A 13,126-nucleotide genomic window follows, 5' to 3' on the forward strand; every position below is an offset into this window, starting at 1 on the left:
CCATGCATGAACCTATGCATGTCCTGCCGAGCGATCGGCAGTGCATCGAGCAGCGCGCACAGTTTCAGGTCGCCATGCGCCGCGCGCCGACGACTCCGCAAGCAACCGTCGACTCGCACAAACACCACGCGCCACGGCAACGACACAGCGCGTCCCGGGCGGCGCCACCCGCCGAGCGCCCAGCGATCGTTTAACCAGCCGAAACAATCTGTTCACTGAAAAGGGCATGATCTTCGGCGATCATGCAGGCATACTGTCGCCCATGTTGTCCGATGCCGTCGAATCGACGCGCGCTTGCCCTCATGTCCATCCCAGTACTTTTTCCATCCCTGCGATGGTTGACCATCGCGGCGGCTGCATGCTTGCTCGCCGCGTGCTCGACCGCCTCCGACGTGACCACGACGTCGAACCCGAACGTCTTCACCGTGACGACGCGCACGCTCGGCGTGTCGACGACGTGGGCCGACGCCCATGAAAAAGCCGTCAGCGAAGCGACCAGCTACTGCACGCAGCGCGGTATGCGCGCGAGCCTGAAGCAGGAATCGCTGACCGGCGGCCGCCGCGTCGACGCGCGCTCGGAGCTGGCGTTCGAGTGCCATCCGACCTTCGAGACGGCGTCGAACCCGCGCAGCTGAGCATCGCGTCACCCGCACGACTGCGGCGATCCGCCGTGCAATCCGCGCTACCGGCCCGCGCCGCCGTCTACCGGCGGCGCGGGCCGTGCCGCGCGCATCTGGCGCGTCACGCCGGCTGCGCGTCGTACAGCTTCACGCAAGCGGAGAAATCGAGCGCGCCGAGCCCGTGCTGGCTCATCGACTGATACAGCTGCTGCGCGAGCGCGCCCATCCACACCGGCTGGCGCGCATGGCGCGCGGCTTCGGTCGCGAGGCCGAGGTCCTTGAGCATCAGGTTCGCGGCAAAGCCGCCCGCATAGCCGCGCGCGGCGGGCGCCGCATCGTTCACGCCGGGGTAGGGGTTGCAGGTTTCCGAACTCCAGCAGCGGCCGGTCGACGTGTTGATGATGCCGGCCAGCACGACCGGATCGATGCCGAGCGCCGCGCCGAGCGCCATCGCTTCCGACACGCCCATCATCGAGATTCCGAGCAGCAGGTTGTTGCAGATCTTCGCGATCTGGCCGGTGCCCGTGCCGCCGCAATGCACGACGTTCTTGCCCATGTCGAGCAGCAACGGACGAATACGCGCGAACAGCGCCGCCTCCGCGCCGACCATGAAGGTCAGCGTGCCGGCCTGCGCGCCGCCGGTGCCGCCCGATACCGGCGCATCGGCGAACGCGAAGTCGCGCTGCGCGGCCGCGTCGGCGATGGCGCGCACCGTGTCCGGGTCGATCGTGCTGCAGTCGACCAAGGTCGCGCCGGCGCGAGCGCCGGCCAGCACGCCGTCATCGCCGAGATAGACGGCGCGCACATGCTGCGCGGCCGGCAGCATCGTGACGACCAGCGACGCGCGCGCGGCCGCGTCGCGCGGCGACCCGGCCACCGTCGCGCCGGCGCGCACTGCCGCGTCGAGCGCGTGCGCGTCCAGGTCGAACACCGTCAGCGCATGGCCGGCGGCGAGCAGGTTGGCGGCCATCGGGCCGCCCATGTTGCCGAGCCCGATGAATGCGATATCCATGGTCATGCTCCCGTTCAGCGCAATGCGATCGTGGTGTTCACGCCGCCGGCCGTCGCGTCGTCGTCGAACCAGCGCGCGGTGACCGTCTTGGTCTGCGTGTAGAACTGCACGACCTGCTTGCCGTACGGGCCGAGATCGCCGAGCTTCGAGCCGCGCGAGCCGGTGAAGCTGAAGTAGGGCACCGGCACCGGGATCGGGATGTTGATGCCGACCTGGCCGACGTCGATCTCGCTCTGGAACTTGCGCGCGGCCGCGCCGCTTTGCGTGAAGAGGCCCACGCCGTTGCCCATCGGGTTCGCGTTGACGAGCGCGATGGCTTCGTCGAGCGTGTCGACTTCCATCACGACCACCACCGGGCCGAAGATTTCTTCGCGGTAGATCGTCATGTCGGTCGTTACGCCCGAGAACAACGTCGGGCCGACGAAGTTGCCCTGCTCGTAGCCGCGCACCGTCACGTCGCGGCCGTCGAGCTCGAGCTTCGCGCCTTCCTTGACGCCCGCGTCGATCAGCGACAGGATGCGCGCCTTCGCGCTGCGCGACACCACCGGTCCGACGTCGGTGCCTGCCTCCGAGCCCGCGTTGACCTTCAGCGTCTTCGCCTTTTCCACCAGCTCGGGCAGCCAGTCGCGCGCGCTGCCGACCAGCACGACCACCGACGTCGCCATGCAGCGCTGGCCGGCCGCGCCGAAGCCTGCGCCGACCAGCGCGTTTATCGTTTGCTCGCGATGCGCATCGGGCAGCACGACCGCGTGATTCTTCGCGCCCATCATCGACTGCACACGTTTGCCGTGCTGGCTGCCGAGGTTGTACACGTGCGTGCCGACGCGCGTCGAGCCGACGAACGAGATCGCCTTGATGTCGGGATGCGTGCAGAGCCGGTCGACCACGTCCTTGCCGCCGTGCACGACGTTGAGCACGCCCTTCGGCACGCCGGCCTCGATCGCCAGCTCGACCAGTTCCATCGTCGACAGCGGGTCCTGTTCGGACGGCTTCAGCACGAACGTGTTGCCGCACACGATCGCCATCGGGAACATCCACAGCGGGATCATCGCCGGGAAGTTGAACGGCGTGATGCCGGCGCAGACGCCGATCGGCTGGCGCAGCGTGTAGGTGTCGACGCCGCCCGCGACGTTCTCGGCGAATTCGCCGAGCTGCAGCGTGCCGATCGAGCAGGCATGCTCGACCACTTCGAGCCCGCGGAAGATGTCGCCTTGCGCGTCGGGCAGCGTCTTGCCCTGCTCGGCGGTCAGCGTGTGCGCGATCCGCTCGAGATTGCGGCGCACGAGCTCCTGGAACTTCAGCATGATGCGCAGGCGCGTGCCGATCGACGTCGTCTTCCACGTCTGAAACGCGCGCTGCGCGGCGGCGATCGCGGCATCGACCTCGTGGGGCGTCGCGTACGGCACGCGGCCGATCGTTTGCTGCGTGGCAGGGTTCACGATGTCGCCCCATTCGGCGCTGCGCGATTCGACGAAGGCGCCGTCGATCAGCAGCTTGGCGGTGGGCAGCGCGAGGGTGGTCTGGGGAACTGCTGCGTTCATGTCACTCTCCGGAGAAACGGTGTGGGTGCGGGAAAAATGGTCGCCCCGCGTCCGCCGCGCATGCAGCGGCGGCGAACGTGAGGTCGAACGGAAAAAGGGATTGCGGTGCAGCGTTGTGCGGCGCGGCTTACGCCCGGGCCGGACGCATGAGCGCGGTGCACAGCAGCGCGAACGCGCCGAAGCCGACGAGATACGCGATCACGTAGTGCGGCTGGCCGCCGCCGGCCTTGAGCAGCGACGTCGCGATCATCGGCGCGAAGCCGCCGCCGATCACGCCGGCCAGCTGCACCGACAGCGAAATGCCGCTGTAGCGGATTTCCGCGGGAAACTGCTGCGCGAACAGCAGCGACTCGGGCGCATACAGAATCGGGAACACGACGCCGAGGCCGAGCACGATGGCCCACCACGCAGACGAGGTCTGCTGCGTGCCGAGCAGCATGAAGAACGGCGCGGCGAACGCGCACATCAGCACGAGGCCGAGCGCGAACATCCGGCGCTGGCCGATGCGGTCGCCGAGATGGCCGCACAACGGCATCGTGACGAGCGACAGCGCGGCGCCCGCCGTGATCGCGTGCAGCATCTCGGCCTTCGGCAGGTGCAGCTGCTGCGTCGCATAAGCGAGCGAGAACGTGACGACCATGTAGAACCACGTGTTTTCGGCGGCACGCGCGCCGACGATCGTCAGCACCTCGCGCGGATGGCGGCGCAGCGCGGCCGTCACCGGCGACTTCTCGGCCTTGCCCTGACGCCGCACGTTCTCGAAGTCGGGCGACTCCGGCACCTTCGCACGGATGAACCAGCCGAGGCCGACCAGCGCGATGCTCGCGAGGAACGGCACGCGCCAGCCCCATGACAGCATGTCGGCTTCGGGCAGCGCGGCTACCGCGGCCATCGCGACCGACGACAGAATCAGTCCGAGCCCGACGCCGGTCTGCGGCAGGCTGCCGAACAGCCCCTTGCGGCCCTTCGGTGCGTGCTCGACGGCCATCAGTACCGCGCCACCCCATTCGCCGCCGACGGCCATCCCTTGCAGGAAGCGCATGGCGATCAGCAGCGCGGCGGCCCAGTAGCCGATGTGCTCGTACGACGGGATCAGCCCGATGATCATGCTCGGCACGCCCATCAGCAGCAGCGTGATCATCAGCATCGACTTGCGGCCGATGCGATCGCCGAAGTGGCCGAACACGATGCCGCCCATCGGCCGGCCGATGAAGCCGACCGCGAACGTGCCGAATGCGGCGAGCGTGCCGACGACCGGATCGAGCGACGGAAAGAAGATGCGGTTGAACACGAGCGCGGCGGCGGTGCCGTACAGGAAGAAGTCGTACCACTCGATCGTGGTGCCGGCCATGCTGGCCCAACCGGCCAGCAGATAGTGCTTCGCGGTGCGGGCGGGCGCCGGCGCCGCGACGGCCGCGTGCTCATCGAGGGTGGATCGGGTCTGCATGGTGTCTCCTGATTTTGTCGCCCGCGGCTCATGGTCCGCAGGTCACGGTCGAGTATAGTTATGCGCAGATCCATGATCTACCGACAAGAAATCCGGTTGGTTATGCATTTCTGCATATCGACGGCCGGCCCGGAGACACCCGCCTTTCCCTGCCTTTCGCACCGATGCGACCATCCACCGAGCCGGCTTCCGGCAGCCTGAACTGGGACGACCTGCGCTTTTTCCTCGAAGTCGCGCGCACGCAGCGCGCGAGCGGGGCGGCCAAGCGGCTGGGCGTCGACTACACGACCGTGGCGCGCCGCATTCGCGCGCTCGAAACCGCGATGGGCACGCTGCTGTTCGACAAGTCGCGCTCGGGCGGCTTCACGCTGACGGCCGAGGGGCAGCGGCTCGTCGCGTATGCGGACGCGATGGAGACGACTGTGCAATCCGCCTGCGATCAGCTCGCCAATACCGGCCACGCGCTGTCGGGCCATGTGCGGATCGGCTCGACCGAAGGCTTCGGCTGCTTTTTCCTCGCGCCGCAGCTTGCGCAGTTCCGCGTCGCGCATCCGCACGTGACGGTCGATCTGCTGCCCGTCCCGCACTTCGTCAATCTGCCCAAGCGCGAAGCCGATCTGGCGATCACACTCGAGCGGCCGGAGCGCGGCCCTTACGTCGTCACGAAGCTATGTGACTATCAGCTGCGGCTCTATGCGACGCGCGACTATCTCGCGAACCATCCGCCGATCGCGAGCACCGACGACCTCGCGCAGCATGCGTTCATCAGCTACGTCGACGATCTCGCGTTCAGCAGCGAATTGCTGTACCTGGAGCGCGCGGTGCCGGGCGCGACGGCCGGGCTGCGCACCACGAGCGTGATCGCACAGGTGTTCGCGGCGCTGCAGGGCGGCGCGCTCGCGATCCTGCCGTGCTTCATGGCCGCCACGCAGCCGGCGCTGGTGCCGGTGTTGCCGCACGACGTGGTGGTCACGCGCTGTTTCTGGCTGACCTGTCGCGAAGATCTGCGCAAGCTGCGGCGCGTAACCGCCTTGTGGGATTACCTGCGCGCGGCCGCCGAGCTCAATCGCGCGTTGCTGATGGGGGAGTCGGCGCAGTTGCGCTTCGTCGGCGATCCGCCGTGACGCGGTGCCGGGCGGCCGGCGCGGCGCATGCCCGCGCGCGACGGCGCAGCGTCGGGAAACGGTTCCACAGGCAGGCGCCATGGGCGTGCGCGCGCGTGAATCGTCGGATAAATCGGGGCGCCGTTGGGGCCGCGTGGATTGACTGAGCGTAAGCCCCGATGCGAGCGAGAGTACTGTTTTGTATGGATTGGTGTTAAATGTAAGGGCGTGCGCGCTCGGGGCGGGCACGAAAGGGGACGCACCGCGGGGCCTGTCGACGCGGGGCGATAAAGAGTGCACATAAAACCAACGAATCGGGCGCAATAGCCCGGTCGAACTGACGGCAGCATTCATATTGAATACCGAACCGCAAAGTTCTCGCTACAGCGCCGGGCTCGCAGCGGAAGTACTCGCGTCCGAGCAGAGTGTGCTGCGGCTGATCACGCGCAACACGCCGCTGCCCGAGTTGCTCCTCGAGGTATGCCGGCGTGCCGAGGCGTTGCTCGGCGACGGGGCGGCCTGCTCGATCCTGCTGCTCGATGCGGATCGCATCCACATGCACGTCGGCGCGGCGCCGTCGCTGCCTGAACAGTACAGCGCCGCGATCGAAGGCCTGCCGATCGGGCCGGCCGTCGGTTCGTGCGGCACGGCGATGCACGAACGCCGGATGGTCGCCGTCGAGGACATCGAAACCGATCCGCTCTGGGCCGACTATCGTGCGCTCGCGCTGTCGTTCGGCCTGCGCGCGTGCTGGTCGGTGCCGTTTCTCGACGACGCGGGCACCGTGCTCGGCGCGTTCGCCGTCTACCATCACGAGCCGCGGTGTCCGACCGACACCGAAACCGACCTGCTGCGCGATATCGGCAATAGCGTCGGCCTCGCGGTGCACCAGGATTCGATCGCTCGGCAACTGGTGCGCAGCGAGGAACATCATCGGCTGGTGGTCAACAGCTTGAACGAAGGCATCCTGGTCGTGTCGCGCGACGGCGTGGTGACCGCGTGCAATCCGAGCGCGCACCGGATGATGCGCGTGAAGGGCGATCTGGTCGGGCGCCGGCTGTCGACGGTGATTCTCTACAAGGTGCACGAGGACGGCACGTCGATCGCGCCGGACGACTGGCCGAGCCGACGCGCGCTCGTCACGGGCGCCTCGCAGCTCGACTATGCGGCGGGCTTCGGGCTCGCGGACGGCGACATCATCTGGGTGCGCGGCAACGCGGTGCCGATCGTCAAGCCGGGCGCCACGCAGCCGGAATCGGTGCTGTTGTCGTTCCACGACATCGGACCCGTGCGCGAGGCGCAGCAGCAGCTGCGCTATCTGGCGACGCGCGATGCGCTGACCGGTCTGTACAACCGGCGCTGGCTGTCCGAGCGGATGCGCGAGCTGTTCGGCAAGCGCGACCCGGTTGCCGGACCCGCGCGCGTCGCGGTCCTGTTCATCGATCTGGACGGCTTCAAGAAGGTCAACGATACGGCCGGCCACGACGCCGGCGACGCGCTGCTGCGCAGCGTCGCGGCGCGGCTCGTCGTATGCGGCAGCGGCCGCCATGCGCTCACGCGCGTCGGCGGCGACGAGTTCGTGATCCTCGTCGAGGACTGCGACGATCCCGACGCGCTGGCCGCGCTCGCGCGCGAGGTGATCGACGCGATCGCGAAGCCGTTCGAGATCGCGAACAACGAGTACTGGCTCGGCGTGTCGATCGGCATCAGCGTCGCGCCGCGCGACGGCGACGACGCGGCCACGCTGATGCGCAACGCCGATTCCGCGATGTACGACGCGAAGCAGCGCGGTCGCAACCACTTCACGTTCTTCACCGCGCAGCTGAACCTGCGGCTGCAGCGCCGCTTCGCGATCGAGCAGTCGCTGCGCCGCGCGATCTCGTCGGATGCGCTGCGGCTCGCGTACCAGCCGGTCGTCGACGCGCGCAGCGGCCGCACGGTCGGCGCGGAGGCGCTGTTGCGCTGGACCAGTCCGGAGCTCGGCCCGCTGTCGCCGGCGGAGTTCATCCCGGTCGCGGAAGACACGGGCCTGATCGTCGCGATCGGCCAATGGGTGCTCGAAACGGCCTGCCGGCAGGCCGCCGAATGGCGCCGCACGATCGCGCCCGACATGATGCTGTCCGTCAACCTGTCGCCGCGGCAGTTCCACGAGGGCCTCGTCGAATCGGTCTACCGCTGTCTCGCGCTGACGAAGCTCGATCCGCGCGCGCTCCAGCTCGAAATCACCGAGGGCGTGCTGATGAACGACACGGAAACCGTGCTGCCGATGCTCGAAGCGCTCGCGGACCTGAACGTGCGGATCTCCGTCGACGACTTCGGCACCGGCTATTCGTCGCTCGCTTACCTGAAGCGCTTCCCGCTGCACAACCTGAAGGTCGACCGTTCGTTCGTGTCGGGCGTGCCCGATCACCGCGACTCGGTGGCGATCACGCAGGCCGTCGTCGCGATGGCGCACTCGCTCGGCATGAAGGTGACCGCGGAAGGCGTCGAGACGCAAGCGCAGTCGCGGTTCCTGCAGCAGATCGGTTGCGACATGCAACAGGGCTACCTGTTCGACCGGCCGCTCGAAGCGGCCGACTACGCCCGCCGCCTCGTCACCGCGTAGGCGAGCGGTCGGGATCGCTGCCGGGCGCCGACGGCGCCCGCGGCGCCGGCGTGGGTTGCGCATCCACGTCGACGCGATTCTTGCCGCCGTGCTTCGCGCGATACAGCGCGCGATCGGCCGCTTCGATCAGCAAGGTGGCCGGCACGCCCGGCGCGGGCACGATGCTCGCGCCGCCGATGCTGATCGTCACGTAGCGTCCCGTCGACGAATGCGTGTGCTCCAGCCGCAACGCCTCCACCGCGAGGCGGATCTTCTCGCCGAGCAGCCGCGCGGCGCCCGGCGTCGTGGCCGGCATCACGACCGCGAACTCCTCGCCGCCGAAACGCGCGGCGAAATCGCCCGACTGCGCGAGACAGCGCTCGATCGTCGCGGCTACCTGCCTGAGCACGCCGTCGCCCGACACGTGCCCGTACGTGTCGTTGTACAGCTTGAAGTTGTCGACGTCGATCATCAGCAGCGACAGCTCGCTGCGCTCGCGCGCGCCGCGGCGCCATTCGGCGGCCAGATATTCGTCGAGGTAGCGGCGGTTCGACAGCCCGGTGAGGCCGTCCGAGTGCGTGAGGCGCCGCAGTTCCAGATTGGCCTCGAGCAGTTGCTGCTGCGACTGCCGCAACGCGCGATAGGCCTCGTCGCGCTGCAGCAGGTTCATGTACGAGCGCGAGTGATAGCGGATCCGCGCGACCAGCTCGATGCGGTCCGGCAGTTTGACGAGGTAGTCGTTCGCGCCGCACGCGAACGCGGTGCTCTTGATCGCCGGGTCTTCCTGGGTCGACAGCACGATGATCGGCACGTCGCGCGTCGCCGGGTTCGCGCGGTACGCGCTCACGAGGCTCAGCCCGTCCGCGCCGGGCATCACGAGATCCTGCAGGATCACCGTCGGGCGCGTGTCGATCGCGACGGCCAGTGCGTCGTCCGAGCGCGGGCAGTAGTGGAAGTCGATCCCTTCCTCGTCGACGAGTGCGCGCCGGATCGCCTCGGCGACGATCGTCTGGTCGTCGACCAGCAGAACCATCGCCGGGGTGTCGGCGGTCGGCGTGCGCGGCCCGCGCGCGCTGTCGAGCGCCGCATGCGAGCCGCCGGGCGGGCGGGTGAAGTCACTGGTCATGATCGATGCCGGATTGCGCGATGGCTGAGGGAGTGTGGCGGCGTTTCATCGGGATCGGATCCGCGCGAACGCGGCCGGTTGGCCGGCGCGGCGCGCCAACCGTTGCGCGCGAGACCGCCGAACGCTGCGGCAGGCGGGCCGCGCAGCGCGCCATTATCGCGCCGGATGCGGGAACGTGCCGGATGCCCGCGCAGGCACGACGCGATGTCGCACGCGGGTCGGGGTTGCCGGCCGACGCGCCGCCTCGGCGGCGCGGCTCAGGTCAATGGCTGCGCGCGTACCCCTGGATCAGCGCGCGCATCATCCCTTCGACCGTCGCGTCGCGCAGATCGGCCTCCTGCTCGGATGCCTCGACGAGCGCGGCGTACGCGGTGGCGAGCGTCACGCGGTCGACCTCGTGGCGCTGCTCCATCAACGTCACCATCCCGTCCTTCGCCAGATGAGCGGAGAACGCGCGGCTGCCGATGGTCTGAAATACGTCGATCATGGCGGCTCTCCCATACGTTGCGATGCTTTCCAGTCTAGGGCATGTTCGCGCTAATAACGGGCCAGCCCCACCAACGAACTTTTCCAAACAGGGAACGAGCCTTTGCGCGCGCAGGGCGTCGTCGTTCGTCGTTGCAATAGCTACTACGGCTATCGCGCCCTCTCTTTTTGCCCGGCGGGCGCAAAGGCTCGTTCGCAAGCCCGTTATCAGCGTGAACATGCCCTGGTCGCCGCACCGGTGCCGCGCCACGCGGCCCGGCGTGCGCCCGTGCCGGCGCGACGCGCCGCGCACCGGCGCCATGCGGCCGCCGCAGCCTGCCGACGGCGCGCCGCCGCCGCGTGCCGGCACGCTTCAACGTTTACCCGAAGCCGCAAATCATCGACTTTTTATCGATAAATTCTCGTGTTAGATTTTGCCGCCTGAACCCGGTCGAAACCGGGCCTGCGGCGTGCCGGGACGGCGCCGCGCATCCAACGGAAGGAGCGGCAATGCTGGTGCTGATTGGGGTGCCGATCGTCGTGATCGGTTTCGCGCTGCGCTTCAACGCGCTGCTGGTCGTGACGATCGCCGGGCTCGCGACGGGGCTGGCGGGCGGGATGGACATCGTCGGCATCGTGAGCGCGTTCGGCAAGGCGTTCGCCGAGAACCGCTACATGGGCCTCATCTGGCTGACGCTGCCGGTGATCGCGCTGCTCGAGCGCAACGGACTGAAGGAGCAGGCGAAGCGGATGATCTCGCGCGTGCACGCGGCGACGACCGGGCGCGTGCTGATGCTGTACTTCGTGCTGCGCCAGGTGAGCGCCGCGCTCGGCCTCACGTCGCTCGGCGGCCACGCGCAGATGGTGCGGCCGCTGATCGCGCCGATGGCCGAGGCCGCGGCGGTCGGCCGCCACGGCGAGCTGCCGGAGTCGGTGCGCCAGCAGATCCGCGCGCACGCCTCGGCGGCCGACAACGTCGCCGTGTTCTTCGGCGAGGACATCTTCATCGCGATCCAGTCGATCCTGCTGATCAAGGGCTTTCTCGAACAGAACGGCATCTCGATCGAGCCGCTGCAGCTGTCGGTGTGGGCGATTCCGACCGCGCTCGCCGCGCTGCTGATCCATTGCGCGCGGCTCGCGCTGCTCGACCGGCGGCTGTCGCGCGGCTTCGGCGCGTTCGCGCGGGAGGGCGCGCGATGATCGGTCTCGAACCGCTGTACTCGGTGGCCGGCGCGATGTTCGCCGCGTTCGCGTGCTTCAACCTGATGGATCGCACGAACCCGCGCCGCGTCGTCAATTTCGCGTTCTGGGCCATCTATGCGCTGACGTTCCTGTTCGGCGCGCTGCTGCCGCACTTCGTGACGGGCTGTCTCGCGATCGCGCTGGCGCTGATCGCCGGCTCGGGCAAGCTCGGCCGCGGCAAGTCCGACGAAGCCGGCGAGGCGGCGGCCGCGCGGCGCGCGGCGAACGCGCTGCGCTTCGGCAACAGGCTGTTCCTGCCCGCGCTGCTGATTCCCGTCGTCACGCTGATCGGCACGTTCGTGCTCAAGCTCGTGCCGTTCGTCGAACCGAAGAGCGTGACGCTGATCTCGCTCGTGCTCGGCACGCTCGTCGCGTTCGCCGTCGCGCTCGCGATGCTGCGCGATTCGCCCGTTCATGCGCTGAAAGAGGCGCGTCACACGATGGACGCCGTCGGCTGGGCCGCGATCCTGCCGCAGATGCTCGCGGCGCTCGGCGCGCTGTTCGCGCTCGCGGGCGTCGGCGGCGTGGTGTCGGGGCTCGTGCGCGACTGGGTGCCGGTCGATTCGCCGTTCGCGGTCGTTGCCGCATACACGGTCGGGATGGCGCTGTTCACGATGATCATGGGCAACGGGTTCGCGGCGTTCCCGGTGATGACGGCCGGCATCGGCCTGCCGCTGATCGTCCATCAGTTTCACGGCAACCCGGCGATCCTCGGGGCGATCGGGATGCTGAGCGGCTTCTGCGGTACGCTGATGACGCCGATGGCCGCGAACTTCAACATCGTGCCGGCCGCGCTGCTGGAACTGAAGGACAAGAACGGCGTGATCAAGGCGCAGTGGCCGACCGCCGTGCTGCTGCTGGCCGTCAATACGCTGCTGATGTACGCGTTCGTATTCCGCTACTGACGAGACCCCATGACCGACCGACTGACTGCCGAGCTGGCCGCGAAATTCGCGTCGCTCGCGCTCGCGCACCTGACCCGCGAATATCCGAACAAGCTCACGCACGAACTCGCCGGCCCGCACGACGTGCAGGGGCCGCGTGCGCTGCACCCGATCTTCTACGGCAGCTACGACTGGCATTCCTGCGTGCACGGCTACTGGCTCGTGCTGCGCGTGCTCGAGCGCTATCCGGCGCTGCCGCAGGCCGCGCAGATCGTCGCCGTCGTCGATGCGCATTTCACCGACGCGAACGTCGCCGGCGAACGCGCGTATCTCGCGCTGCCGCACAACAGAGGTTTCGAGCGGCCCTATGGTTGGGCGTGGCTGCTCGCGCTTTCCGGACAACTGGAGCGGCTCGCGCTGAGCGGCGCGGTGCCGCAGGCGGCGCGCTGGGCGAAGACGATGGCGCCGCTCGCCGACTTGTTCGTCTCGCGCTTCGAGACGTTCCTGCCGAAAGCGACCTATCCGCTGCGCGTCGGCACGCACTTCAACACCGCGTTCGCGCTCGCGCTCGCGCATGATTTCGCGCGCGCCACGCGGCGCGACGGGCTCGCCGCGCTGATCGCCGATACCGCGAAGCGCTGGCATCTGAACGACGTCGCGTGCCAGGCGTGGGAACCCTCGGGCGACGAGTTCCTGTCGCCCGCGCTGATGGAGGCGGAGCTGATGCGGCGCGTGCTGCCGGCCGCCGACTTCGACGGCTGGTTCGCACGCTTCCTGCCGGATCTCGCGCGCGGCGAACCGGCGACGCTGTTCACGCCGGCGACGGTCAGCGATCGCAGCGACGGCAAGATCGCGCATCTGGACGGCTTGAACCTGAGCCGCGCGTGGTGCCAGCGTTCACTGGCGCACGCGCTGCCGGAACATGACGTGCGGCGCGCGAAACTGCTGGATGCGGCCGAGCGCCATCTGTCGAGCGCGCTCGCGCACGTGGCCGGTGACTACATGGGCGAACATTGGCTCGCGACGTTCGCGTTGCTCGCGGTCGAAGCGTAATCTCGATGGCGATGAGCGGCGGGCGCGGCGGGACGCAAATCGGCCCGCA

General features: G+C 68.6%; 11 protein-coding genes. 6 read left to right on the top strand and 5 right to left on the bottom strand.

The genetic code is table 11. The features are described 5' to 3' along the window. Nucleotides 1–302: 302 nt before the first annotated feature. The gene (locus tag EX20_RS13050) at nt 303–635 is read left to right on the top strand and encodes a hypothetical protein (protein ID WP_034193802.1); all 333 of its coding nucleotides are present in this window, start codon (nt 303–305) and stop codon (nt 633–635) included. Between the two features lie 106 nt (nt 636–741). On the opposite strand, the gene mmsB is transcribed toward EX20_RS13050, so the two are convergent. The 3 genes from mmsB to EX20_RS13065 form a co-directional block, all read right to left on the bottom strand. Further along, a complete protein-coding gene (gene mmsB / locus EX20_RS13055; RefSeq protein ID WP_034193803.1) occupies nt 742–1,632 on the bottom strand; it encodes a 3-hydroxyisobutyrate dehydrogenase in 891 nt (296 codons plus the stop codon). A 14-nt stretch (nt 1,633–1,646) separates the two neighbouring features. Next, nucleotides 1,647–3,173 (bottom strand): CoA-acylating methylmalonate-semialdehyde dehydrogenase, encoded by a 1,527-nt coding sequence (locus tag EX20_RS13060; protein WP_011881914.1) that lies wholly within the window; start codon nt 3,171–3,173, stop codon nt 1,647–1,649. Nucleotides 3,174–3,300: 127 nt separating this feature from the next. Beyond that, nucleotides 3,301–4,620: an MFS transporter gene (locus EX20_RS13065; RefSeq protein ID WP_034193804.1), complete on the bottom strand. Its 1,320-nt coding sequence runs from the start codon at nt 4,618–4,620 to the stop codon at nt 3,301–3,303. 164 nt (nt 4,621–4,784) lie between these two features. Here EX20_RS13065 and EX20_RS13070 point away from each other — a divergent pair, with 164 nt between their 5' ends. Both EX20_RS13070 and EX20_RS13075 read left to right on the top strand, forming a co-directional pair. Further along, complete coding sequence (locus EX20_RS13070; RefSeq protein WP_034193805.1) at nt 4,785–5,744, top strand: LysR family transcriptional regulator; 960 nt, start codon at nt 4,785–4,787, stop codon at nt 5,742–5,744. Between the two features lie 334 nt (nt 5,745–6,078). Further along, nucleotides 6,079–8,328 (top strand): putative bifunctional diguanylate cyclase/phosphodiesterase, encoded by a 2,250-nt coding sequence (locus EX20_RS13075; protein WP_011881917.1) that lies wholly within the window; start codon nt 6,079–6,081, stop codon nt 8,326–8,328. Here EX20_RS13075 and EX20_RS13080 read toward each other — a convergent pair. Together EX20_RS13080 and EX20_RS13085 are read right to left on the bottom strand one after the other, a co-directional pair. Next, nucleotides 8,318–9,433: a diguanylate cyclase domain-containing protein gene (locus EX20_RS13080; RefSeq protein WP_034193806.1), complete on the bottom strand. Its 1,116-nt coding sequence runs from the start codon at nt 9,431–9,433 to the stop codon at nt 8,318–8,320. The two genes, EX20_RS13075 and EX20_RS13080, sit on opposite strands and share 11 nt — an antisense overlap. A 262-nt stretch (nt 9,434–9,695) precedes the next feature. After that, nucleotides 9,696–9,920, bottom strand: coding sequence for a hypothetical protein (locus EX20_RS13085; RefSeq protein ID WP_006399758.1), 225 nt, complete (start codon nt 9,918–9,920; stop codon nt 9,696–9,698). 488 nt (nt 9,921–10,408) lie between these two features. Between EX20_RS13085 and EX20_RS13090 the strand changes: the two genes are divergently transcribed. The 3 genes from EX20_RS13090 to EX20_RS13100 are packed head-to-tail and all read left to right on the top strand — an operon-like array spanning nt 10,409 to nt 13,077. Then, entirely contained in the window at nt 10,409–11,098 is a 690-nt protein-coding gene (locus EX20_RS13090; RefSeq protein ID WP_011881919.1) for a DUF969 domain-containing protein, read from the top strand. After that, on the top strand, nt 11,095–12,045 hold the full coding sequence (locus EX20_RS13095) for a DUF979 domain-containing protein (protein ID WP_011881920.1): 951 nt from the start codon (nt 11,095–11,097) through the stop codon (nt 12,043–12,045). Before EX20_RS13090 ends, EX20_RS13095 begins: the two co-directional genes overlap by 4 nt. A gap of 9 nt (nt 12,046–12,054) precedes the next feature. After that, nucleotides 12,055–13,077: a DUF2891 domain-containing protein gene (locus EX20_RS13100; RefSeq protein WP_034193807.1), complete on the top strand. Its 1,023-nt coding sequence runs from the start codon at nt 12,055–12,057 to the stop codon at nt 13,075–13,077. Nucleotides 13,078–13,126: the final 49 nt, after the last annotated feature.

Source organism: Burkholderia sp. WP42, assembly GCF_000745665.1.
Taxonomy (GTDB): Bacteria; Pseudomonadota; Gammaproteobacteria; order Burkholderiales; family Burkholderiaceae; genus Burkholderia; species Burkholderia vietnamiensis.